This is a genomic window from Dyadobacter tibetensis Y620-1 (assembly GCF_000566685.1).
Lineage (GTDB): Bacteria > Bacteroidota > Bacteroidia > Cytophagales > Spirosomataceae > Dyadobacter > Dyadobacter tibetensis.
The window spans coordinates 227,347-253,289 of the sequence record NZ_AZQN01000004.1; the positions used below are offsets into that span (position 1 = coordinate 227,347).

General features: G+C 46.1%; 13 protein-coding genes. All 13 read right to left on the minus strand.

The window, feature by feature from the left end; all coding sequences use genetic code 11:
• Nucleotides 1–2: 2 nt before the first annotated feature.
• On the minus strand, nucleotides 3–2,033 hold the full coding sequence (locus X939_RS0112865; protein ID WP_025763690.1) for an aceric acid hydrolase: 2,031 nt from the start codon (nucleotides 2,031–2,033) through the stop codon (nucleotides 3–5).
• A gap of 37 nt (nucleotides 2,034–2,070) precedes the next feature.
• Nucleotides 2,071–3,924, minus strand: a complete 1,854-nt coding sequence (locus X939_RS0112870) for an exo-alpha-sialidase (RefSeq protein ID WP_025763691.1) — start codon at nucleotides 3,922–3,924, stop codon at nucleotides 2,071–2,073.
• 66 nt (nucleotides 3,925–3,990) lie between these two features.
• The gene (locus tag X939_RS0112875; RefSeq protein WP_025763692.1) at nucleotides 3,991–5,403 is read right to left on the minus strand and encodes a RagB/SusD family nutrient uptake outer membrane protein; all 1,413 of its coding nucleotides are present in this window, start codon (nucleotides 5,401–5,403) and stop codon (nucleotides 3,991–3,993) included.
• Nucleotides 5,404–5,477: 74 nt separating this feature from the next.
• Nucleotides 5,478–8,624 carry a SusC/RagA family TonB-linked outer membrane protein gene (locus X939_RS0112880; protein ID WP_044199367.1) on the minus strand — a complete coding sequence of 1,049 codons (3,147 nt, stop codon included), beginning with the start codon at nucleotides 8,622–8,624 and terminating at the stop codon, nucleotides 5,478–5,480.
• A gap of 263 nt (nucleotides 8,625–8,887) precedes the next feature.
• Nucleotides 8,888–11,203: a glycoside hydrolase family 95 protein gene (locus tag X939_RS0112885; RefSeq protein WP_025763694.1), complete on the minus strand. Its 2,316-nt coding sequence runs from the start codon at nucleotides 11,201–11,203 to the stop codon at nucleotides 8,888–8,890.
• A 51-nt stretch (nucleotides 11,204–11,254) separates the two neighbouring features.
• Nucleotides 11,255–11,899 carry a DUF3826 domain-containing protein gene (locus X939_RS0112890; protein ID WP_025763695.1) on the minus strand — a complete coding sequence of 215 codons (645 nt, stop codon included), beginning with the start codon at nucleotides 11,897–11,899 and terminating at the stop codon, nucleotides 11,255–11,257.
• A gap of 52 nt (nucleotides 11,900–11,951) precedes the next feature.
• A complete protein-coding gene (locus X939_RS0112895; RefSeq protein WP_025763696.1) occupies nucleotides 11,952–12,833 on the minus strand; it encodes a sugar phosphate isomerase/epimerase family protein in 882 nt (293 codons plus the stop codon).
• Nucleotides 12,834–12,877: 44 nt separating this feature from the next.
• A complete protein-coding gene (locus X939_RS0112900; RefSeq protein WP_025763697.1) occupies nucleotides 12,878–13,963 on the minus strand; it encodes a sialidase family protein in 1,086 nt (361 codons plus the stop codon).
• Nucleotides 13,964–14,004: 41 nt separating this feature from the next.
• Nucleotides 14,005–15,558, minus strand: coding sequence for an MGH1-like glycoside hydrolase domain-containing protein (locus tag X939_RS0112905; protein WP_025763698.1), 1,554 nt, complete (start codon nucleotides 15,556–15,558; stop codon nucleotides 14,005–14,007).
• A 4-nt stretch (nucleotides 15,559–15,562) separates the two neighbouring features.
• Entirely contained in the window at nucleotides 15,563–18,697 is a 3,135-nt protein-coding gene (locus tag X939_RS0112910; RefSeq protein WP_025763699.1) for a DUF6298 domain-containing protein, read from the minus strand.
• Nucleotides 18,698–18,747: 50 nt separating this feature from the next.
• On the minus strand, nucleotides 18,748–20,427 hold the full coding sequence (locus tag X939_RS0112915; RefSeq protein ID WP_025763700.1) for a pectate lyase family protein: 1,680 nt from the start codon (nucleotides 20,425–20,427) through the stop codon (nucleotides 18,748–18,750).
• Between the two features lie 71 nt (nucleotides 20,428–20,498).
• Nucleotides 20,499–22,253 (minus strand): RagB/SusD family nutrient uptake outer membrane protein, encoded by a 1,755-nt coding sequence (locus tag X939_RS0112920; RefSeq protein WP_025763701.1) that lies wholly within the window; start codon nucleotides 22,251–22,253, stop codon nucleotides 20,499–20,501.
• Between the two features lie 11 nt (nucleotides 22,254–22,264).
• Nucleotides 22,265–25,393 carry a SusC/RagA family TonB-linked outer membrane protein gene (locus tag X939_RS0112925; RefSeq protein ID WP_025763702.1) on the minus strand — a complete coding sequence of 1,043 codons (3,129 nt, stop codon included), beginning with the start codon at nucleotides 25,391–25,393 and terminating at the stop codon, nucleotides 22,265–22,267.
• Between the last annotated feature and the right edge of the window lie 550 nt (nucleotides 25,394–25,943).

Sequence of the window (25,943 nt, forward strand, 5' to 3'; positions counted from 1 at the left end):
GTTCAACGAACCAGGGGAAGCCATACCGTCATATCGGTATGGCCCCGGTTACCCCAGGCATAATAAGGAATCAGCTTAACAGTAAGAGTTGGTTCCTTAGTATCCGACATAGGTCTATAAAGGGTTTGGTTCCAATCCTTGTCATTGATCAGGCTGACCTCTCCTTGTAAGGCGATCATTGGGCTATTTTCAATTTGGATCGGACGGACTTTCAGGTTATTATTGAGCTTTACACCAACATCAAAAATGGTTTTTCCCTTAGGCAAATCCAGCGATTCCAGACAATACACCACGGGTCCACGTTTCACGGCAACCTGGTTCCTGGTTTCCTCCACCAGGGGGTTGGACTCAATGAGTTCAACAGGCATTGGCAGCATCAGCTCCACAGTATCTCCTGACTTCCAACGACGAGTTATCTTCACGAAATCTCCCGAAATTATGGACTGTTCTATATGCTTTCCGTTTACCTTGAGCCGGGCATTCCGGCTCCAGCCGGGGATACGAAAATGCATACCAAAAGCTTCTTCCGGTGCTGCTTCCACTACCACCCGTATCAGCCCATCCCAGGGGTAATCCGTAATTTGAGAAAGTTGTAGCTTCTGCCCTTTCAAGGTAGTACTTAAATTATTACCACCATACATTACCAGATAAACCCCCTCTTCGGACAAACTGTAAGCATACTGGCTTACTTCTGCAATGGTCCGTACCGCATTGGGAGGACAACAGTTGGACTTTCCAATATAGGCTTGTCGATCTTTAGACCAGCGTTGCTCAAAGGGAAGAGCGTCTGAGTATGCCAGCGGATTCGTATATAAAAATTTATCACCCTGGATATTGATTCCTGACAGCACACTGTTATACAAGGCAAGCTCCATAATATCGGCATATTTGGCGGCACCGCTCACCTGTAACATACGCCAATTCCAGAGCACATTGCCGATGTTGGCACAGGTCTCGTTATGCGCCGTAAAGTTAGGAAGCTGAAAGTCTCTTCCGTAGGCTTGATGTATCTTCTGTACCTCATCGGGCTTATAGGACGTACCGTCGGGCGACACACCATCATACAATGCTCCACATCCACCAGTAACATACATTTTATGCATGGTGAGATCGTCCCACATCCTTTCTAGCTGTTCCCAAAGCGCCTTATCGCCCGTTTCAGCATATACATCTGCAACGCCTGCATACAGGTAATTGGCACGAACAGCATGGCCCATTACTTTAGTCTGCTGTAGAAAGGGTATACGATCCTGGTTGTCGTCCGTACCCTCTGACGCTCCCTTGATGGCGACGAGATGTTCAACGAGCTTCAGATATTTATCCTCTCCAGTGGTCCGATAAAGTTCCGACAAGCCCATGTAATGGGCCGGACAGATCGCGTTTCTGGATTGTTCCGGTGTAGCAGCATTATAAAAACCTATCAAAAAATCGGCAGCTTTGATCGCTATATTGAGCATGGTCCTTTTACCAGTCGCCCGATAATGAATGCAGGCGGCCGTCATCAGATGTCCGAAGTTATACGCTTCAAAGCTTAATCGGTTATCAAATAGTCTTGCTTCACCGGTCTGCTTTTGCAAGATAATTTCTTTGGTGTATAGATAACCATCGGCCCTTTGAGCCTTGGCCATAACGGCTATGGCCTGATCCATAAGCTTGTCCAATTTAGGATCTTTAGTAGCCGCATACATGCTAGCTACGGCTTCGAAGGTCTTGTAAAAATCCCCATCATGAAAGGAGGGGCCTTTGAATTTCCCTTCCTGAACACCCGCGGCAATCTCAAAGTTACGGTATGCATGGCTGATTTCGGGATTGGTATAAACTTCCCAGAGTGTAGGCATCATATTGTCCTTACAAATCTGAAACCGGTCGGCCCAGAAGCCCTGAGTCCATTGAACCGCCTGCAGGTCTACCCCATGTAGCTTAGCAAACTTACTCTGGGAGGTATTTACTAAGGCATTTTGCTGCGCGTGAAGGGATCGCCCAGACATCAAAGCCAATAAGACCAGGATCCGATACTTCCAATTATTTTTCATTCTTTGTCTTTACTTTCAATCTTAAAAACTAAATCATTTAATAAGTCCTGGTAATCAGGTAATCGATTCCAAAACCGGCTTCTCTGGATCGGCCCCCGGCATCAGGCAGGTCGTAGTCCTGATCTGTAGGCGTATCAGCATTAGGGAAACGCCTGGTCGGACCTGTTCTGAATACAACACGAGAAATCGAGGAAACCGGAGCAAAGAGAACGTGATTCCCAAGGTTTCTCCCATTGATCTCCAGACTGTAAATCCTGGTTTGTACATCCAGCTTTACTTTGATCTTATAGGATTGCTCAGCCTGGTACTCTGTTAATTCCTTCTGTCGATACCCCGCCTTAGTCTGCAATTTACCTGTAGAATCCAGCGTCAAACGCAGGGCTACAGTTCCAACGGCATCCAGGATTTCCATGTCCAGATGCCCAAATGTGGACTGAGCTGGAGTGACCGACCATTCGGCTTCCAGTTTTCGAGTAGGTGGGATAATTCTTTCGGCACGTGCGTAATCGAAGGGGTCTGAATCCAGTAGATTCAAAAAACTCACATTCCGCGGGTTGGTCCTTATCCCAACCGATGCCCATAAGGGGCTGTAGATATTCCATCGCGACAATAACGTTTCTCCATCTTCCCTGGTAAAAAAATCTTCTGCATGTTGTGAAGCATCTGCGGTAATCGGAACCGGTATGGACGACACCCAGATATCTTCCTTGTTCATGCTATAGGTGACCCAAAGCTTTCCATCGGGGGGAATCCCATTTCCTTCCACTATACCACGTACGTATTGAGGCCCGTAGGATTTATAATTTCCTCCATAGCGCATGCCAGAAATTTCACCGTTTACAAGCAACAAATTTTTATATTCCAACCCATTATCGCTCACAGATAATGCTAAGGGCCAGCGAAACTCGGAGGGATTATACACGGTAACATACCTTCCATCGGCCGTTTTCTGCCCCCATATCTTGGCATTGCTATTGACGAAACCGGGAGCACGGGTAGGGTTAAATTCCCAGGTGTTGCCGCCATCAGAACTCGTACTGGTTAAAGCACTCTTCCACAGCCCAACCATTCTACCATCGTTCAAATGGTAATAACTAAATGCCTTGTATTGCTTTTGTAGGGCAATCAGAGGATCGTCGCGATCCGCCTCCTCTACCCACTGCTGCACCATGGGACGGTTAGAGAGAAGTTCCTGACACGCCTTAATGAAGTCTTTATCCCCTGAATCGCTAAATAAAGGATATGTCAATGGGTATTTCCAGGATTTATTGGGACGGATAAAATAAATGGGCCCAAAACTGCCATCACGGTGTATCTCCCTGATCACCCGGCCCACCCCCTTTCCATCGTTAGGATCGTCGCGAGAATCCAGGACCATCCCATAATATCCCAGCGCCAGAAGTTTGCCATTTCCAGAAACAAAAAAAGCCATACGTTGATGCATCACAGCTGTCAAATCCCTTGCTACTCCGGGATGCCCTACTTTTCTGGCACCATCGGGTATTTTATAAGGTGGAAATACCACAACAGGTGATGACCACTGCTTACCATCGGTAGATGTTTGAAGCATGCTCTGCCCCGGCGGAATATGTTCTCCGATGGGGTTACTAAGATAATTTATATAGAATCGATGGTTCCAATACGCCATCATGGGTGCGTGGTTGTAGGTCCAGGTCAGCGTCGAATCCCGCCCCTGGTGTTCCCTGTTAGCCCTGAAGGTCTGAAAGGAGTGTACACCGACGGCCGGCCGTAAGCGCCCGTCATGATAATCTACATTGACCATTGTCGTTCCCTTATAACGAACAGTGTCCTGCCCATAGCCGCTGCTAAGGTTAAGGCAGGTCAGTAGTAAGCAATAAAATCCCAGAATAATTCTACTCTCCTTTAGCATATCTCTATAAAAAATAAGGGCATCCTTCTGATCAAAATAGAAGGATACTCCCTAATCTAATTTTAATTAGTATCCTTTATTTTGGGTAATCAAGGGGTTCTGATCCCTTACAATGCCGGGAATTGGCAGCATTAATTTTTCATTGGTGATGTCCTTCCCTTTTGGTTTTAACACAGAAATGGCCCTTCCTGTACGCTTAAGGTCAAACCAACGATGAAACTCGAAAGCCAACTCGACCCGTCTTTCGTGCTCGGTGGCCAATGCTACGGTTGAATACTGCGCCGGATACCCCTGATCGCCATAAAGGGGCAAGCCGGCTCGTTTACGAACCTGATTCAGATACTGTACGTCACCAGTAGCTTCGGTGAGCAGGAGCAATAAATCGGCATAGCGAAAAACCATGAAATTATTATTTGCTGCTGCACTCTGCCCAACGATGGGGGCTGTTTTATCAACCCATTTTTTAGGAAATTTAGCCGCAGTGAAGCTACCCTTGGCATCCACAAAACCCGTGTCAATAGAAGCTAGGCGGCGCATATCGCCAGCTTCATATTCCTTCCAAAGATCTTCGACCACCTGGTTCATTCCAGATCCATAGAAACCTAGGGCATTGGAATTGGGGAAGAATTCATTATAATATAGGCTAAATGGAGCCGTAGCAGAGCCTCCAAGACGTTGAATTTCAAATATAGACTCAGCGGTATTTTTAACTTTAGGATCCCATAAGGAAATATAATTGGGTAAAAGACTATATTTTTGACTATTATATACCTCTAGGAACTCCTTTGCCGCATTGGTCTTATCGTTTTGAACCAGATAAATTTTTCCTAACAGGGTCTGTGCCGCCCCTTTGGTCGCCCTGCCGACGATGCTGGCTGTAACTGGCAAAATGGTTTTGGCTTCAGCAACATCCCTGGTAATTTGGGTCAGTACGTCAGCTATTGAAGACCGTGGTACCTCCAAACTTTCACTGGCAGTCAAAGTTCGCGTTACCAAAGGGACTTCTCCCCATATCTGCACCATGTGGTAATAGTACAAACCTCGTAAGAATAGCATTTCTCCCCTCAATTTTGATTTAAAATCCGAATCCAGCTCCGCCTTTTCTAACTTCTCAATGACGATATTGACATTATAAATCGATCGATAGAAATCCTGCCAGAACTGGTACATCATGGTATTGGACGAGGCCAACTTATAGTCGCGAAACTGCCATTTGTCGGCTTGGTTGCCGGAGATATTATAGATGGTTACGTTATCGCTCATCAACTCGCCAATATAGGACACTGGGCCCTGTGGATTGTAAACGGTATAGAGCGTATTATAAGCTGCTGTTGCAGCAAGGTCAAAATCTGATTTAGTCTTGTAAAAATTCCCCGCATTTGGATTAGAAACTGGCGCCAAGTCCAGAAAAGAATCTTTACAACCCCCTATTAGAAATAGGGTTCCCAGGAAAATAATTTGAAGTAAGTGCTTTCTCATTGTATGTTCAGATTTTCATCGATAGTTGATACAGATTCGAACAGGATGTTCGATAACTACTCCATTAATTTCGGCTAAAAACTGGCCTTTATCCCAAATGTTATGACACGGGGAAGTGGATAAGACCCATAGTCTACCCCCTGGAAGGCACCTGGAACGGGGGCATTACCACTGGAGTAGTTTCCGGCCGTCTCCATGCTTGAACCATAGGAAGTAGTACCATAGGTAGTATTTTCTGGATCGGAACCTATGTACTTGCTGAACAGATGAACATTCTCAGCATTCATATATACCCTGACATCACCTATATTCAATTTGCTGATTATTGAGTGCGGGATACTATACGAGATCCTAATATTTTTCAAACGTACGAATGAGGCATCTTCAACCCAATACGACGAAAATTGCTTTTGCAACCCCAGATAGTTCACCGAAGGCTTAAAATGCTTGCCGTCTCCTGGCTGGCTTTCAGAACGCCAGTAGTCGTACATATCTGCAAAAAAGTTACGACCATTATCCCAGGTACCCAGGAAACGGATGTTGTTATTGGTAATTTCTCCACCAAATGAACCCTGGAATAAAAAGGAGAAATCGAACCCTTTATAACTGAAAGTATTGGTAATACCTGCAATAAAGTTGGGCTGATAATTACCCAATATGGTACGGTCTGCGTCCGTTATTTTTCCATCCCCGTTCACATCCCGAACCTTAGGATCACCCGGTGTCGTACTCACATGGTGCGGATAGGCATCAATCTCTGCCTGATTATTGAATACACCATCGAAAATATAGCCATAGAAGTTGGATACTGGCTGGCCAACTTCCGTTCGCACGGTAGTAACATTATCCACATATTGAATTGGGGCATTTCCCGGCCCTAACTGAAGCACTTTATTCTTGTTTTGAGAAATATTAAAATCGGTGGTCCAGGTGAACGCTTTATCAATATTTTTGGTAGAAATACTGAATTCAACTCCCCGGTTGCGCATTTTACCAATATTAGTCAGCTGGGTAGAAAAACCAGAGATATCGGGAATGGGTACGAAAAGGAGCATGTCACGGGTGAGGGAATTGTACCATTCCAATGACATGTTAATTCTGCTGCCGAGCAGGCCTACGTCCAGACCCAGGTTGAACTGATTCGTTTTTTCCCATTTCAAACCGGTATTGGGCAATCCACTCACCCGTAAACCATTGGCCAGGGAGCCCCCATTTACATATGGAGCGGATGTTAACAGACTTATAGATCCATAATTAGGAATCTGGTTGTTGCCGGTGACCCCATAGCTCGCACGGAGTTTTAAATTATTGATACTCTTCACCCCTTCCAGAAAGCTTTCATCCGAAATCAGCCAGCCAGCGGACACGGAAGGGAAGTATCCCCATTTGTTGTCATTGCCAAAGCGGGACATCCCGTCACGGCGCAGGGCCGCGGTAAGAAAGTACTTGTTATTATAATGATACTGGATACGAGCCAAATAAGACAACAGGGACCACTCACTGGCCGTAGTATTCCCTGCCGACACCGTACCTGCATTCAAAGTATGCACCAGATCGTTGGGGAAATTATTGGCAGCCACATACATGGTCTCATCCCTTTGCTTCTGGACGGTATAGCCCAGCAACCCATTCAAAATATGATTGCCGAACTCTTTACTATAATTCAAAGTATTCTCACTCAACCAATTGAGCATATAATTATTGCCAGCATTCCCCTGAGCGGCCAGCACGGCCGAATATCCATATTTCTGTTTGTCATTCCAGTAAAAGTTCGTGTGTGTATTATATAAATTACCGCTCAGACTACTCCTGAATTTCAGATCATCAAAAATTTGGTACTCCAGAAACCCGGTAGCAATGGTATTAAAGGACTTCCTTCCTTTATCTACCTCACGGGTGAGTGAATAAGGATGCCAGAGGTTCATGTCGGCATAAGAGGTAAACCGAAACCATGTAGAATTAGGATCCCGGAAGCCTAGGTTTCCATTTTCGTTATAAACCGGAAAGATAGGGCTGCTTTGGAGTCCCAGACTAATCACGTCACTTTTTCCACTCGTTCCCTCTGTACGGTCGAAGATGGAAGTAAGTCCCAGATTTAACCCTACGGTTACCGACTTATTAATGGCCGTCTTCAGATTCGATCGCAATGTCAGGCGTCTATAATAATTTTGATCCAATACGGCAGTTTGATCCAGATAAGCTCCCGAAAACATATATTGGGTCCTTTCCGTACCACCGGATATGCTCACCTGGGCATTATAAGACGGGGCTGTCCGGAACATCACATCCTGCCAGTCGGTACCCTTGCCGAACTGTCCGGGGTTAGTGGTAAAGTCTTCCGGTATCCGGAGTGTGGCAGGCCGCAACGCATTAGCATCGTCAGCTTTTCCACCTTGTGCCGTCCAGGCGTTATTCTTAGCATCGACATAGGTCTCAATAAACTGCTGGGCATCCATCATTTTCACCCTCCGTACCACTTTCTGACTCCCATACTCAATATTAGCACTCACATTCATCTTACCTGGAGAGCCTAATTTGGTAGTCACCAATACCACCCCACTCGATCCCCTGGATCCATAGATCGCCGCAGAGGCTGCATCCTTCAGTACCTCTATAGAGGCTATGTCCTGAGGATTAATCAGGTTTAAGTTAAAGTTTTCCAGTGGAACACCATCTACGACAATCAAGGGACTGGTTCCCGCTGTAATGGAGCTTACCCCGCGTATTTTGATGACAGGAGAGACACCGGGAGCGCCTTGCGACTGGGTGATATTAACTCCTGGCATGGTTCCGGCCAGGGATTGTGTAACGTTGCTAAACGACCGATCCTTAAACTTATCATAGTTCACCGAAATGACAGATCCCGTTACTGCTCGTTTGCTCTGAGTACCATATCCTACCACAACAACCTCTTCCAAGGCTTGGTTATCGACCGACAGCTGAACCGTCATGACCGACTGCCCTCCAACTTCCTGCTCTACAGTTTTGTAGCCTACAAAACTGAATACTAATACCGACTGTTCACTTGGGACTTCTAACTGAAACGACCCTTCCGCATTGGTACTGGTACCACGCTGCGTACCTTTCACAACGACGCTCACACCGGGCAGTCTACCTTCGCTTCCGGCTCCCTGTACGGTACCCTTGACAGTTATTGACTGGGCCATCGATACAGACCCTATTAGGAGCCCGAAAAACAGGATTAGTAAAATTGATTTCATGTAAGATCAGGGGTTAAATTTCAGAAAGAACTTTCCTTTATTTTCCTTTTTTTTCGAAAATTACAAACATTACGAACATAAACAAAAATATATAAAAATTTCCTACCAATAATGATATTTAACCCCTTGCATCAGTCAAAATTCGAAAAACTTAGTTAATCATTATGTCCTGATCGAAAATAATCATAAATTCAATTCGTTAATACGTCCTAAAACTGAGAGAATTCGCAGGATATAGATCGTTTGAAATATCCTTCAAATCCTTACTTGGCAAACCTGGTCAGCTCGGGTCCAAAACGATAACGTTTCCCCGGAAGAGTTTGTAACGTATAGCTATGATTTAGATAACGAAGGGTACAGACCCCTCCTTTTTTGGAAACCAGCTCGACCTCAACGAGCTTATTCTCTTTCCAGGACATACTTAGCTCGAAGGCACCACGTGTGACAAGTCCGGTTATTTCACCTTCCGACAAGGCATCAGGAAGGGCTGGCAATAAATGCAAATTCCCTTGGTGGCTCTGTACCAGCAGCTCAAGAATACCGGCAGCCCCGCCGAAATTACCATCAATTTGAAAAGGGGGGTGCGCATCAAAAAGATTGGGGTAAGTACCCCCTCCTCCTTTTTTTACGGAAGCATCCATAATAGGATTCAAAAGATTTTTTATAAGGCCGTAGGCATGATTGCCCTGGAGTAACCGAGCCTGAAAGTTTATTTTCCAGGCAAGACTCCACCCTGTCCCTCCGTCTCCTCTGTAAAACAGGGACTTACCAGCCGCTTTGGCGAGTTCAGGAGATGTATCAGGACTAATCTCAGACCCGGGATACAGCCCCCATAGATGCGAAATATGACGGTGCTGACTGGTAGTATCGTCTATATCGGTGAGCCATTCCTGCAGCTGGCCTGCCTGCCCTATCTGATTCGGAGCAATCTTACCCACCAGATCCATTAATTTGGTCCTAAAAACGGGATCCTCTCCGAGCAGACGTGAAGCCTCAATACATGCAAGGAACAGACTCCGGATGATCTGATGATCCATGGTAGGCCCCGCAACCAACCCCCCGTTTTCGGGAGAATTTGAAGGACTGCTAATCAACCAACCGCTATTTGGATCATACTGCAAAAAATCAACAAAAAACCGGGCCGCTTCACTCATAAGGGGATAGGCCGTTTCCTTCAAAAATAAAGAATCTTTGGTATATTGGTAATGCTCCCATAGATGATGGCATAGCCAAGCTCCGCCTGTAACCCATATCCCGTGGTTAGAAGCATTAATGGGTGCCGCACCTCGCCAAAGATCTGTATTGTGGTGAACTAGCCACCCTGAGGCATTATAATGCTCTTTGGCAACCTCCGATCCGGTTTCCGACAGGTCGCGGATCATATTGAATAAAGGCTCATGACATTCGCTCAGATTGGTCATCTCCACAGGCCAATAGTTCATCTCCGTATTAATATTCAAGGTGTATTTGCTATCCCAGGAAGGCTTGAGCTGATAATTCCATTTCCCCTGAAGGTTGGCGGGCTGGCTCCCGGGACGGCTGCTGGCGATCAACAGGTATCGGGCATACTGGACATATAAAGAAAGGAGCCCAGGGTCATCCGAATCCTCCTTAAACGCCAATAGACGCTGATCTGTCGGAAGAGCCTCTTTTCCCTTAGAAGGCAAAAAAAATGAAAACCTTCCAAACAGCTGCTGGTAATCCTTTATATGCCTTTTACGCGCATCTGCATACTCAGGAGCGAGATCTAAAACCTTCGTAACCTTGGAGCGGGCATCCGCTCCTATGGTTTTATAATCAATAAAATTGGTAGCAGCTGCCAATACCAGAGTAGCCTGAGTGGCCCCTTTAACGACTAGTCCGTCTTCTTGCCTCAGGACCTTTCCGTCCGTCAGAATTTTCATTTTAGCCATACCTTCGAGAACTCCCCCGTCTACTTTTACGTCTAACGTCAAAACCCTACCATCCTGACTAACCGTCTTGTTACCATGCAAGGCATCCAGGCGAATTTTAAAATTCATCTCTGCCTTACGATTGTTGGTAAGGTTCACGTAAATAGCCTGATCAGGATAACTGGCAATGATCTCTCTGGTATAGATTGTGCCTTCATGCAGATAAGAAACCCTGGCCAGGGCCGTACTCAGGTCCAGGCTTCTCTTGTACTGAGTATAATCATCATGACCCTCAAAATCAATATATATATCGCCAAAAGCCTGGTAAGCCATCTGCCTTAACGGTACCCCCATAAAGGAAGTCTCTGCCAGAGCTTCAGCCTCCTTTTGGCGACCTTGAGACAACAAATTTCTGATCTCCTGCAAATAAACAAATGCACCCTTTTTTGCATAGCTGCGGGGTTGGCCAGTCCACAGTGTCTCTTCATTAAACTGAATATGCTCCACTCCTACCGTTCCATACACCATGGCCGCCAAACGACCATTCCCCACAGGCAAAGCATCTTCCCACTGCTTGGAAGCTTGTGTGTACCATAGCCTGGGGTCGTCGGTTTCTGCGTATGAACTAAAACTTAATGCCCAAAAGGACATGAGAAGAATAGATGTAAGCCTATCGAATGTAATCATAAAAGGATGGAAAAGGGGCTGTGGCTCCATTAGAAAATGAATTAATACCTTCTATTTTTTTTGTCGTTCCTCCCACGCCTTTCTTTCGGCCTGAAGGTCATAACCTCTTGCTGAAAGATAGTTATTGATTCGGCCCTTGTATTTCCCAAAAACCTGATGCTTGGCATCCGAAGAGCTGGCATCCATGGCTATTTCCCTGGCTTCGGTTAACCAGTCCAGGATTTGCATTTTTTCTCCGGCCGACAGGGAAGGTATCATTTTCTGATAGGCATCATAGGTGACAGGAAGAACTCCATACGTCATTCCATTTTTAATACTAATAATTTCCTGCTCCGTCAACATTTGTCCCAGTTTATCCAGAAAACGTACATGGGCCTGACGTAACAGGCTGTCTGCCTTAGGAATTATGGGCAAATCACTAACTGCCAAGGGAGTATCTGCCTTCCGCTGCTTTAAACGATCCTGCTCTTCAAACCGTAGCCGTTGTAAATCGTTCAGAATTTGATATTGGTTCACCACCACCTTTCTAACGTGTAGATACTTTACCGAATCGGAGATCTGCATTGGAGCGAGAATCTTATCGACTCTTTTTAGTAGCGTCGCCTCTGGAATGACATCCCGGTCAGCGGGAATCTGAGCCGTGCTGGCAACTACGGCCCCCATTAAGATCATCAATATTTTCGCTATTTTATTCATCTTTATTTTAATTTTCGTAAAACAATATTGGTTAGTACGATTAAATCCTATTTTACTGGAAAATACTTTTCATATAAGCCACATTGGCACTGAAATTCCCTAATACATCTTTGGGCCTGCTGGCATCTCTGGATCGCTCCACCACCAACCATCCTTTCCAGCCCATTCGATCCAAGGTTCGTTTAACTTTGGTCATATCCAGTCTGCGATTATTTTCCAGCCAGACCCCATCCTTATCCGTGCAGTGAATTTGGCAAATCCGGTTTTTCCCCAGGATTCGTAATTCTTCACACAAATCGCGCCCCTCTTCCAATGGATTCGAAAAGTTGAAATAAATTTGAATGGCTTTAGAGCCCACCTCTTCCAATAGCTTCACTTCCGACCGGGCGTCCAGAGCAGTCTCTATTCCAATGACTACTCCGGCCTTTTCTGCCATAGGTGCTATTTGTCTGAGCCGTTCTACAATTAGCGGACGAAGCTCTGGATTCTTTACCAAATCACCTTGAACACCCAGAGGCAGAAAGGCCGTTTTAATATTCATGGCTTTCATCGTTAGGATGCAGTCGGCCACCATCTTTACCACTTCCTCTCTTTTGGCGAATGACTGGGCATAGAAGCCCGTCATCGCCAGGGAACAGAAACTAAGGTTCATTTCCCGGGCCTTGGCCAGATATTGATCCTGAATAATGGGATCCGACAATTTATTATCAAAAGTAGGCCGATCTCCTAAACCTCCCATGTCTATTTCCAGACCATCGGCGCCTATCTCCCGAGCCAGCGGTATAGCACTTATCTTCTGACGTTTCAAAATCATCAGATCGATCACCGCCACCTTATACCTCTCTTGTTTTAGCAGCTTCGCCGCTCCTGCAAAACTCTTGATACCTATAAATATCGAATAGGCCAATGACCCTAAAAACGCTCTACGTATCATTTCATGTCACTTTGTTCCAACAGCTGATTTCAAACATGGGCCTTTTACTGTGGCCATAAACCATGATTTATGCGACTGGTTTTTAGCTTTTCCGGATCGATCACCACATATTTAATCCGTTCTCGTCGCCAGGTATATACGATATGTACCTTTCCATCCTGTGCCTGGATGACAGAGGGATAGGAGTATTGGCTGATGGGGGAATCCTCCAGAATCAAGGCGGCATTCCATTGTCTCCCATCGTCCGAAACGGCTACATTTAACGGCGTCCTAGGACCCTTTGCTTCCTGGCCCGGAGGTTTTACATGATTATATACCAATATCTGTTTACCATTAAAAAGGGTTACCGCATCCGTACCAGAGTTGTTATTGGGCAGCCCGCTGGGAAGTAAGGGCGACCAGCTTTTCCCCCCGTCCTGCGACCATGAAGTCAATAAGGCCTGCGACCTGCTCCTGCACAAAATTTGCATATTACCATTGGGATGCAAAAGTATACTCGGCTGAATGGCAAACACTTCCTTACCGTCATTGATAGGCCCTACCTTACGCCAGGTTATTCCAAAATCAGAAGTCACTTCAAAGTGCACCCTCCAGCCATTATCCTCCGAACTCGACGGACACCACAGTTCACCGTTGTCGAGCAAGACGGGCTTATTTTTAACCGGCCCTAAGAATCCTTCGGGCAATGCCTTCGGAGCCGACCAGGTCATACCATGGTCTTTGGATCGAATCATAAATCCTTTCCAGGCAGATACCTTGGGACCCACCTTATAAAACAGTAATAAATCGCCCTTAGGGATCTGATACAGCACCGGATTCCAGCAGGCATAACGTAAAGTATCGTTTACGATGCCGTTGGCGACTTCATTAGGCGCACTCCATTTCCCCTCATTTAGTCGGCTCACCCATATACCGACATCGGGATTTCGTTCTTTGGTACCTCCAAACCAGGCCGCTACTATGCCGGCGGGAGTTTCAGCCAGCGTCGAGGCATGAGCCTCTGGAAAGGGTGCTTTTTCAAAAATAAATTCATCGACTAAAATTCCTTGCTTCCAGTTTTGTCCTTTAATGCCGCTTACGGAAATAAAAACCAGCAACAAGCAAGTTACATACCTCTTATTAATTTTCATGATCAAGTTATTATGGTGTAAAAATCAGGACTTCTCAATGGTTAAACGGCATTGGGGATTTCCATTTTTCCCAAAACAGGGCTAATAGCCACTGACCGACCATCTACAAACACCTGCAATCCTCTTCCTTTATTATAATGTGTCCCATCCTCATCCCAAAGGATGGTCAGAATCCTCCCCTTATATAAAATATTGTCGAGGCAAAACCATTTCCAGCGCCCCTGCGGCAACAGGGGATTAATTTCCAAGACCCCGTCCTGCCGGGGACGAAGCCCCACCAGACCGGTGATAATAAGATCGTTAAAAGTAGAATGATTATAGTAACGACTCCTTTCCTGGTCACCCTTCAACCAGTACCCCGTTGTTTCGTCCAGGTATTCGCCTATATAAGGCCTGCCCCTATAATATTGTGATTCTACGTATAATTCCAGATGGCGGAAATACAGGGAGTCGGAAAGCACCGACGATGGCGATCCATTCAACCGATTCGCCATTGCCGTAAGGGTCTGGGCGCTGGCAAAGGGCCAAATAGCACCATCCCATTCACATTTACAGCACCCACTCTTCCGAAATTCCGGATGCCGCCTCTCGGCGGTAGTGAGGCCGAAGGGAGCCAGAAACCCGTCTTCAACCTTTACCTGCTTCCAGGCGCTGTCCTGAGCAGACTCTGGAATATTAAAATACCAGGGAATATAACCTATGGCCTCTCTTACCTGTGCAAAATCACCATCTCCCCTCTTTTTTATGGTCTCAAAAAATGAGTGTTCAGGATTCCAAAGTTTCTGAAGAATTAAATCCTTAAGGGTATCGGCCTTGGACTTATACCAGGCAGAGGCCGGTGCATCGAGAGCCAGGCTGCTCATTTGGGAAAGTGCTAAGGCGTTTCCATACATATAGCTATTGATGGTTGGTCTGGCGTTTTGTTCTCTACGCCCCCCACTAATCGACTCTTCCATCCCATCTTTTACATCCGACTGCCAAAAAAGTCCTGACTTGGTTCGGCGTTCCCGTTCCCATAACTCGTACTCCGCCTGTAGGTCAGGAAGCATATCAAGAACAAAAGTTCGATCACCATTGACCTTGTAGCGGTTAAAAACCGCATCGGCCGTCCAACTGCTAAAGGTCATTAACTTTTTCATACGCCCTCCCTGATTTCCCCGAAACCATACCTTTATATAATCGTCCAGATATTGTTGATCGTGCAGCCACCTGCCTTCATAGATATGGTGCCCCAGAGCACAGCTGATCATGTTGTAGTCGTCGGCATAGCTTCGGTCTACGAGAAATTCCGTGAATATATAGCCCTTAGGAGTCTGATGAATATGCTTGCGTAAGCTCCACCAACGGTAATAATAAATCTCTTTAAAATTTTCCTGAGGACAGTCGAACAAAGGAATATTTTTTTGCATCCACCGATAAGATGCTTCATTGGGAATAGCATTTACCTTGTTTTCGTCTTCCATCGTATTGAAATAGTCGACATATGGCCTGAAATCCTTTGCATTTAAAATTACCGGGACTACACTTTTCCTGGTACAGGACATACCCATGGATACCCACAATCCTATCAAAATAAACCTTACTGCATTATTCATACTCTCATTTCTGTTTATATAACCACCATAAGCCAGTGTTTTTTACTGCCGAAGGAAATGGGATTTTCTGCCCTCCCTTTACCGGTGCTGGACCATCAACCATTCTTCCAGTGTTAAGATCTATACTTTGTAACATAAATTTTCCTTTCCATTCGGAAAGGTCCAGATAGGACGCTTTATCTGATGTTTGTCTGTATATTAATGCCTGGGTTCCCAACTCACTGAGAACATAGCCTTCCTCCATTAAATCGGACCCAGGGTCCGGTCGCATGGCAGAGATAGCCTTCAGTAAACCATTGGGGACACCCTTAGGCAATGCGGGAAGGGATCCACCGGCCATCAACACGGCCCAACCATATTGATCATACCCGGCACCATAGTAGCAAACGGGTTTATCAGGATAAGCAGCCCTATAAGCTCTCACCCCCTCGTATACCGATCGGAAGTCTACTTTACCCGGCTTTTCTAAACGGGCATGCTGACGTAGTGCCAGATGCTGTCCCCCTTTCGGGGCATAAAAGGATCCATCGACACGTTGATGCCAGTATCGGATATCGATTACATCTACGAGTTTACCAAGCAGCGGGTCGGTCAAAATAGCATCCTGAACGTCCTTTGTAACACTGAGAGCTACTAGTGCGTTTCTGCCTGTTTCCTGTTCCCAGGCTCCAATGGTCTCCAGCCAAAATTGCACGAAATGCAATGGCCCGGTATATTCCGAACTGATCAGATGCAGAACCGTGCCATGATTTTTGAAATTTTCCAGACACTTGCGGATATAGGCCCGGTGAAGGTCCAAACGCTTTTTGTTTCTTAGATCATAAAATTGTTCATCCAGAAAAATTCGCTTATCCCCGGCATATGGGGGCGGCTCCGGGAACCCAACTTCGTTTATATTATTGGCTGTTCGCCAAGGAAAATCGGCATAATGCGCCCCTGCTTCTAAAATATTATGTTGAAAATAATGCTGATGTAGCAGTACCAGTCCTTTTTCGTCAGCTAGGTCTGCAAAACTTGCCAGACGATTCCAATACCAGGTATTGTATTTGCTAAGGTCATACTGACTCAACTGATCCCAGGCTAGTCCTTTTCCACTTCTGGCAAAAGGTTGCTCATAGAAGGGAGGCCATACTTCGGCATCCATCCTCCGGATACGTTCATGGTCGTCGCGCCGGCGATCGTACCAGAGGCCGTAATGATGGTCCACTACACGTATATTTTGCTTTTTTAAGGTATCGGTCATATCTTTTAATTCATCGGTTAACCCGGCACCATATCGACCTGGCACGAAACGGGTGATATGCGGCTGCGCCTTATCAAGCTCATACGGCCGGATACCTCCTCGCCACCAGGGCACCTCCTGTACGTTTCCTGTAACTACTCCTTGATTCCAGAGAAGCCATCCCTGGACAGTATTCAGGGAAAGTGAACTATCCAAAGCCTTACTTACAGGCGCCGGCTCCACCCATCGGATCAAACCTTCCTGGGAAATGGCTATGGGATGACGCCCTGCCGCTCCATCGATCCATTCCGCCAGTTGCAAGGGAGGTATTGCTGCCGCAAGGGTTAGTTCTTCAGCCTGCTCTTGAGAAGGACTGCTGGTGGCACCGGCCTCAGTGGGCATCAGCTGGCCACTCGGATCAAAATCTCCTCCCAATCGCTGAGCTAGCTGGGCATAAAAAAGACTTCTGGGTTTGATATGCTCATTCATTTGCTCCCAATAGCCATTCCCATTAAACTGGGACCATATTCCAAAGGCATAATTACTGGCGGTGGGTGGGCTCTGATTTTCTACCCTGGCCGCTGAGCATTGCCATAACACGGAGTTTGCCGCCGCCCAGCCTGCCCCCTTACCGTCCTGGCCCCTATTGATTAGGCTTAAGGCTCCCCCATCGATATGCACATTATCGAACAGGGTTCCCGAAGCCCAACTGTCGATGGCCCCGCTAAAACTAAGGGGCAAATAGGAGGTGCATTGCACAAATGCGTTGGGGCCTGGAGACATGAAACCCACAGAAAAAGCGTGATAACCATATTCTGCGTAACAACTCAGGAAAAGTGTCTGCTCACCTTCCGTATAAAAGCTATATCTTCTTTGAGCGGCTTTTTCAGATACGGGTTCCAGGGATTTACAGTTTTCTACAGTAACCTTTCTGGAGCCTGACAATATGGCGACGGCAGAACCAGCCAAATGCTGAAAATTCACCTGACGTACCCAAGCGTCTTCTACATTTTCCATGGTAATACCCATCCAGCGATGTGCTTCATCGAGGGGATTTTCTGGGTCGTAAGTCGATCGTATGCTTAGATTTTCCACTGCAAGGTTATTCACCTGGTCTTTGCTGTCAATTTTATGGACCAGGGCTCCACCAAAGTTTTGCTCCAAGGCAGTGGTCAACCCTTGGTCCAGGGTGATCCTCCTTCCCTGAATGTCCTGTATAGTCCGAATCCATTGAACTATTCTTTGTCCTGGTTTCCAGCCTATCCAGTCGGTCTCTCCCCCAAAATTTTCCATTCCAAGGGCTGCGATCCATTCTCTGGTACAAGGGCGGGTTATCCTAATCCGGTCTCCTGCCTGCAATGATTTTGTCGTGTTCACCTCCAGTATCCTGGAACCAACCCCTACATAATCATCTGTGAGCTCATAAACGGTTTGCGACACATTGGGTGCGTTGCCCTTCATACGGATTACCGTTTCGCGTGTCTCTCCTTCGGCCAACAGCACCGTCCCAGCATTCCCAGAACCACTACCGCGTAGCACTACTCCCGAGGCTATCATCTTTAAGCCGGACGAAAGACGAAAAATGCCCGGTGCCAGCAACACGGCCCCACGGAACCCCTGACCGTCCAAGGGCAATGCAGCAACATGATCCAGGGCCGACTGTATCAGCGAAGTGGCGTCGCCCTGCACGGGATGAACGACCAGAACGGCAGGAACGAACGGAAGCCCACTATTGGAAGACCGATAACCGCAGTAAGAAAAATCCACGATCCTGTTCCCCATCGAGTCAGGGTGGTTTTGTAGCACCCCTTTTGAATCTATCGTAAGGGGTCGCCATGGCACGATGGCCTTTTGCGCCAGAACGGAAGAAGCCAAAAGTAAGACCAGGGGAAGGAGTCGAAGAAATTGAGCAGCCATAACAGACAATGTATCAATGAATAATCTAACAAATTTCGGTTTCTCCTGGGCTAGTTTTTCAGCAAGGCCGACGTCAAAGTCTCACGATTATTGGCTGGGTTGGTCCAGTCTACTTTTCGTGTAGGATCTATTCCATTAATGTATTTTTCAATATTGCTGTAACCATCTCCCGAGAGGTCAGTCCTGGCGTCTCCAGGATCCTGGGGATTAAGTCCATATTTTTTTTCCCAGGCATCGGGCATCCCGTCTTTGTCTTGGTCGGCATAGGGAGCTCCCTTGTACTCGGGATAGCCTCCCACCTGTGCTATATCCGTGATGATCCCCTTCTTATAGGAATCGATAGGCAACCTACGGTGTTTGAACTGGGTATCAGGAAGCTTTACATTTTTTAATGGATTTATCTCTCCAGTACGCACCTGCCGGGTCACCCGTAGATCTACCGGATCTCTTTTGGGCAAGGTGGCTCCGGCATTGGCAAGCACATAATCAAAAGACTCCTTAGCCGTTAAAATGGGAAAAACGGGCATGGGCAAGGGCTGATTCCATTTCATATAATCCTGGTGCTCACCCGTATTGGGTAGACTTTCGACCTGCACGCCACCATTCCAGTTATCCTTTGTAATGTGTTCATAACCCTCCATGACATTTCCATTTACATAGGCCCGGCCGTATACATGATGGTCCAATTTACTTCTCCCCGATTCAGGCTTTAAAATTCTGTGTCCCACTGCCGAATTGATAGGAGTCTGTGGTCCGGGTTTAAAATAATTGTTGATAATATTATACATCGCCCTATAGTCCCCTCCATCGATGGAGCGATGTACCCAATTGAATACTACATTATTAACAAAATTAAAGATCCCGTACCAACCTATAGAAGGATTTCTCCCGGCATTGTTAGCCCATAAATTGCGCATAAAGGTACAGTTCTCACCTCCCAAAGTACTTCCAAAGGAGTGATTATAGGTATCAAGGGTTTCCGAAAAAATTGAGTTCTGAATGGTAATATTCACGGTAGGAAGTTTCTGGTCGGCAATGCCTGTACTATCGTTATACATATGACGATACATGGACATGTTTTCATCCAATCCCCAGCTAGCCGACACATGGTCGATCATAATATTGCCAATAGGATTACCCCCAATGGCATCGTCCCGCCGTCCTACGAAGGTCTCCCCTCTTCGAAAACGCATATGGCGTATTACGACGTCATGGGTATCAATCCAGACCGTTTCACCGGCCACGCAGACCCCATCACCAGGGGCCGTCTGGCCGGCAATGGTAATATATGGGGCTCGAATAATGAGTGGGGTTTCTAGCCGAATAATACCTGCGACGTTGAATACAATGATGCGGGCTCCACCTTTTTCACATGCCTCACGTAGGGTACCAGGTCCATGGTCTTGCAGGCTGGTCACGACGTATACCTGTCCTCCCCGACCCCCAAAGCTATAAGCACCTCCACCTTCCGCACCTGGAAAAGCAGGAATTTTCGCCTGGGGTAGATCGACCGGGCGCGCCGCCCATGGAATATAGGGTTTTCCCTCCTTGGCTTCTTTCTGAATGGTGGGCCAGGCTTTGTTCCAGGCGATGTCTGACCGTCGGGTGGCTTCGTTCAGTAAGGAGTCACTTTTTCTTTGAACATCGGCGGGTATCTGAGGATACTGGGCCAGAGACCCGTTAGAAATGGCGAAAAAAGTAATGGTAAAAAAACTGATTAGGTACTTCATAAAGAATTCAATTGAGTAAAAAAAATGAATATCCCTCCAATGGAACCTCTCCAAGGGGGGACAGGAACTTATTATTTTAATGGATCAAACTGGCCCGCCGGCCATCCATTGGTTTGAAGTAGTTTACTATTATTGACCAAAGCAGCAGGAGGCAGAGCGAAAAAATAATATTCCGGCAACCAATTTATGGCATACTTGGTATCCAACACGCGGGGCGCTAGATCGAAATAGTTCAGGTAAGCCGAATCCAACGGTATGGATTCTCGGATAGCAGCAAAGGCACTGGCAGAAATCTTTCCGGTCTTCAGTTTTATATCCAACCCAGTTCTTCTTTTTCCATTCAACACCGTTTCAAACTTTTTCCAGCGGCGAAGATCCCAGAAGCGTTTTCCTTCGAATGCCAGCTCGACCTGTCTTTCCAGCATAATTGCTTCAAACATCTGCGATCGCGACATATTGGGCTCCAGCCCATAAAGATTGTCAGGCCCTGGGAGTATTCCCGCCCTTTTTCGAAGCGCTGTTAGCTGCAGGTAAGCTTCTTCAAGACGGTTAATTCCACAAGCAGCCTCGGCCAGATTCAGCATCACTTCGGCATAGCGCATCTCAATCCAGTCTCCCCCACTGTTGGTAACTGCACCTGTAGCCAATTGAGGGTCGATGGCCTTACGGCAGTAAAACCCTGTACTGGTCGCCTTCTGCTCCACGGTTTTATTATCCACCAAGTAGGTCCACAGCCGATAACTGGGATTGGCATTGATATGCCAGGTGGTGCCATTGAAAGCGATAGTCTGCTCGAATCGGGGATCCCGATTTTTAAAGAAAAGCTTTTCATCATATCCCGACCCCGGCGCTGAAATACTCTTTCCATTTTTCATTGGAAAAGCCTGAACAAGCTCCCAAGTTGGCTGATTGCTCCCTCCCCCGGTACCCAAATAGGATGGCCGGGTACTATTGTCCCATCCCTGATTCTTCTGAATCTGATCTCCTGTTTTATTATTATAACCCGTTACCCATACTGCTTCCGGATTATTGGTTTCCTGAAACCATAATGCAGAAAAACTATTGTTCAATTTAAATCCGTTGGCAGACAAGAGCTCCAACGCTTGCTTATTGGCCTCGTAGGCCGCCTGCCATTTACCCGTTTCATCTTCGGGGTTAAACTGGGGACTTGCCAAAGTCAGCAATATCCGACCCTTATATCCTGCAGCAGCACCACTGGTAATTCTTCCCCAATCGCTTGAATTTGTCCAGGAACCTGGAAGGTTAGCAATTCCAAAATCAAGGTCCTGAACGATTTGTCGGAATGTTTCGGTAGTAGTATTTCTTGGCAAAGCCGCTTCATCCTTGGCCAGATCTCCAATGCCATCCAAAGGCTCCAGCACCAAGGGAACACCCCCATATAGGCGTACCAACTCAAAATATCGGTGCGCCCTGAAAAATAAAGCCTGAGCAATCAGTTCCTTCTGATAGCGCTTACTCAAAGAACCAGTGGGTAGTTTAAGTACAAATTGGTTAATGGAGCGTATCTTACCATAATTATTATTAGGGGCTACAGCGGTTCCAAAATCCGTCACGGTATTGGTCTGCACGGTTCCTTCGAAAAAACGCGTTTCACCCATTATTTCATCGGTACATTTCAGGAAATCACCCGTTGGCCAGGTAGGCAGATTCTGGTCATACACATAATCGATATATGCCCTTGCGAGTAAACTATCATTGAATACCTGTTCTTCGTTGAAAGCGGTAAGGTCTGTTTTGTCCAGGACATTCTCACAGCCAGTGAGAACTAGCATAGACATGAATAAGGTAATATAGCAGGATCTCATGTAGCTCAGTGTTAAAGTGTAAGGTTCAAACCCAAAGAAATTGTCCGTAGCACCGGATAGGTATTATAACTTCCGGAGGCATCTTTATAATCATAAGGATTATAAAAATTAACTGGATTGATAGCGATCAGATTAATTTTAAGGGACGAAACTCCAATTTTCTGAGAGAAATTCTTCCCAAGAGAATAGGCGAGCTTAAAACTTCTCATCCTGTAGGAAAAAGCATTTCTAAACCAAAAGGAGGATACCACGGAGTAGGTATCTTCATAAAAGGGATCGGGATAACGGGCATTGGGATTTTCAAGAGTAAAATGATCGGCCCAAAATACGGGTTTGGACAATTGATTGGTGGCTTTCTTACGCGCATCACCTTCTATAACTGCCTGCCCTCCAAAGGACCCTCCGGTTACGATATCCATGCTAAAATTACGATACGAAAGCCCCAGGGAGAGTCCCATTCCATAATGGTTGCCCGCTTTTCGAGTCAGCCAGTCCTGATCATCTTCGGTTATTTTACCGTCAGGAGCAGCATAGCTGCCGTCTGGCTGCCGGGGTCCACGAATATCCTGATAATAGAGCATTCCAGGCTTGGGGGCCTGCCCAAACAGGGTATATCCAGGAACCTTTTCCAGATAACGCTCTACATCCTGCTCGGAACGGAACATTCCCAGATAGTGATAGCCCTGCACTCCCCGATCACTTGAATAGCCATTGGGATCTTTCCAGGAACCCCGATTAATATCCTCCACATCCACATAGATATTCTTATCGTCATTCCAGGAGAAAAACCCGCGAAGGGAGTACCCCAGGTTCTGGCCGATTTTATCCCTCCACCCCAATGCGAACTCGGTACCAAATGAATTAACGGTAGCATAGTTTTCTGCAGGCATGGCCGAACCTATAGTGAGGGGTACAGAAGCGGTGAGCGTTGTCAAAAGATTATAACCGTGATCATGAAATAAATCCAGGCTTGCCGATAACCGATTATTCATAAATTCGGCATCGATACCGACATTCTTTTTAGTCATATCGTCCCAGCGTCCGTGATAATTGGGAAGTTTTTCCAATTTAATTCCAACCGTACGGTCGCTATTGCCCCCAAAAACGGCTCCATTAGAAGCCTGAGGAGTATAACGCTGCAGCCATTGCCAGTTGGCAGTTCGGTCGCCTCCCAAAAACCCAATGGAAGCCCGTACCTTAAGAAAATCGATAAAGGACATTTTTTGCTTCATGAATTTCTCCTCCGACAAAACCCATCCTGCAGAAAAACTAGGAAAGGTCCCCCAACGATACTCCGGAGCGAATTTCGTGGAGGCATCTCTGCGAAAGGCAAATTCAAACAAATATTTATTAGCAAATGAGTAGTTCAGCCGGCCAACATAAGACAATACCCCGGCCTCATTGGCTGCATTGGGGCCGATATCTTTGTTTCCTAATGCAGACATAAGATAATCGTTCCCCCCTTCAAAGATCCCTTCTTTTGAGGTGGCAATACTTTCTGCATAAAGTTCCGAACGCTCCAGTACCGCCAGAGCGCTTATAGAATGGCGGCCAAAATCACGTGCATAATGTAAATTGACATTAAACTGATAGGAATCACTATAGCCGGGATTAAAACGTAGCATATCCGCATTTTTTAGCCGGGTAGCCGGATTTGGCGTGCCTCCATAGATATGCTTGTTTTCTCCCAACATGGAAAAGCCATATACCTTATAGTAGGTCCCAAACTGCTTCCCCCAGTCATTGCCCAGATTCCGATTATAGACCATTTTGGCCTTCAAACCTTTCACAAAAGGCACCTCATATTCCAGATAGGCATTAACGTTCATAACTACCCCTCGCGATTTGGTATAATTATCAAGGCGTTGCCCTTCAAAGAAATGAAAGCCTGTACTGCCAGATCCCCCGGGCAATAATACGGGAAGCCCATCAATATAGGGGGGTATAAATTGTGGCGTGTTCAGAAGGTTAGTAACATCCTTTTCAGGATTTTCTCCGCCTTGTTTCAGGTAAAATAATTTTTGGTCCGACAAGTTTCCACTAAGTCCTATTCCTGCCTTCAGGTGCCGGGCAAGCTTCAGGTCAGCGCTGGCCCTGAAATTCCACCTTCGGTTCGAAATCTTATCGACATTGCCATTTTGGTAAAAATAACTAGCACCTGCAAAGTATGTAGCTTTCTCTGTCCCTCCGCTGATGTTGACGGTATGGCGCATGGTTAATGAAGGTTTCCAGGCCATATCGAACCAATTGTAATTATTATTTTTAAAATGCTCCAACTCATCCTGAGTATAGAAACTGATATTGTTTGACGGTAAGCCCCGGGTCTTGTTATAGTCATTCAGATAGGTTGCCAATTGATAACCGTTCATCATTTTTGATTTGTAGACCGCATCGGCCGACCCCAAAGTTGCGCTATAGTTAATTTTGGTTTCTCCACTCTTCCCTCTTTTGGTGCGAACCACGATGACCCCAAGTCCCGCCCTTGCACCATAAACGGCCGCCGCCCCATCTTTCAATACCGAAAAACTCTCAATTTCCGATGCATCCAAAAGTTTAAAATCGTCCTCTGTTCTTACTACATCGTCTATTATGAATAAGGGAGAACTCGTTCCCCCATCCTTACTGGCCGAGGGAGGGTTACGGATGACAATAGACGCAGCACTTCCCGGCCGGGACGATCCCCCCGAAATCGACACTCCTGGCAGTTTGGCCGCAATAGCGGATAATATATCTCCAACTGGTAGCTCGTCCACTTCCTTCATATTCACCGTTGCAATGGCCCCAGTGAGATGTGATCGCTTCTGCTCTCCGTAACCCACTACGACCACATCCTCTAGTGCCTTAACATCGTCCTTAAGTTGTACGTCCAAGTACGTCTGATTTCTTATGCTGATGGTCTGCTTCTCAAAGCCAACATAGCTAAAGACCAATGCACTACCTTCCCTGGGGACCTGAATCTTAAACTTACCCTCCTCGTCCGTGAGAGTACCTATGGTTGTTCCCAGCAACATCACCGAAACCCCTGGTAGAAACTGTCCGGAAATACCATCTCTTACCGCACCTCTTAGTTCACTCGTTTGCGCTATCGCCTCAGCGAACGCAAACAAACAAATCATAACAAGTAGTATTTTTTTAGTCATTTGCGAATTTTTGGTTAAAGTATGACTATTCGAATAAAATGGCCAAAATAGATTGACATAATCCAATTAAAACCACTTTCAAGTCTATTTTCATTATATTTAATAAGCAAGTAAAAGAAAATATTTATTTCTGATAACGTTCCCGGGAACGTTATCAGAAGGCAATTGAAGATATTAAAAATAATTACAAAGTGTAATACTGACACAATATGAAATATACAAAGCTTAGCGAAAGCATTAGAAAACAAACAAAGACATTGGACTTTATCAAGAAGGGTCATTCTAACAAACCCTCAATGTCCTAAATCCCCTGATCCTTTGTCCATTACGCTATTCTCCGCTTAATAAAAGGCAAAATCTGGAAGAAGCAACCTGGACATAGTAGCGATGAATTAGAAACAGCAAAGTCAGGGGTATGCAAGCGTGTAGGTCCCCACAGGCAGCAATGAATACGCATCGCGCAACTAATATCCTGACACCGGCAGACTAAGGAGGCTACCAGACCATTCAAGGAGTCTGAATAGATAATCAGTTATTTGGTTAATGATCA

What these genes read in the sequence shown, in the direction of transcription:
- X939_RS0112865 (WP_025763690.1), bottom strand. Translation starts at nt 2,033, where the DNA reads ATGAAAAATAATTGGAAGTATCGGATCCTGGTCTTATTGGCTTTGATG.
- X939_RS0112870 (WP_025763691.1), bottom strand. Translation starts at nt 3,924, where the DNA reads ATGCTAAAGGAGAGTAGAATTATTCTGGGATTTTATTGCTTACTACTG.
- X939_RS0112875 (WP_025763692.1), bottom strand. Translation starts at nt 5,403, where the DNA reads ATGAGAAAGCACTTACTTCAAATTATTTTCCTGGGAACCCTATTTCTA.
- X939_RS0112880 (WP_044199367.1), bottom strand. Translation starts at nt 8,624, where the DNA reads ATGAAATCAATTTTACTAATCCTGTTTTTCGGGCTCCTAATAGGGTCT.
- X939_RS0112885 (WP_025763694.1), bottom strand. Translation starts at nt 11,203, where the DNA reads ATGATTACATTCGATAGGCTTACATCTATTCTTCTCATGTCCTTTTGG.
- X939_RS0112890 (WP_025763695.1), bottom strand. Translation starts at nt 11,899, where the DNA reads ATGAATAAAATAGCGAAAATATTGATGATCTTAATGGGGGCCGTAGTT.
- X939_RS0112895 (WP_025763696.1), bottom strand. Translation starts at nt 12,833, where the DNA reads ATGATACGTAGAGCGTTTTTAGGGTCATTGGCCTATTCGATATTTATA.
- X939_RS0112900 (WP_025763697.1), bottom strand. Translation starts at nt 13,963, where the DNA reads ATGAAAATTAATAAGAGGTATGTAACTTGCTTGTTGCTGGTTTTTATT.
- X939_RS0112905 (WP_025763698.1), bottom strand. Translation starts at nt 15,558, where the DNA reads ATGAATAATGCAGTAAGGTTTATTTTGATAGGATTGTGGGTATCCATG.
- X939_RS0112910 (WP_025763699.1), bottom strand. Translation starts at nt 18,697, where the DNA reads ATGGCTGCTCAATTTCTTCGACTCCTTCCCCTGGTCTTACTTTTGGCT.
- X939_RS0112915 (WP_025763700.1), bottom strand. Translation starts at nt 20,427, where the DNA reads ATGAAGTACCTAATCAGTTTTTTTACCATTACTTTTTTCGCCATTTCT.
- X939_RS0112920 (WP_025763701.1), bottom strand. Translation starts at nt 22,253, where the DNA reads ATGAGATCCTGCTATATTACCTTATTCATGTCTATGCTAGTTCTCACT.
- X939_RS0112925 (WP_025763702.1), bottom strand. Translation starts at nt 25,393, where the DNA reads ATGACTAAAAAAATACTACTTGTTATGATTTGTTTGTTTGCGTTCGCT.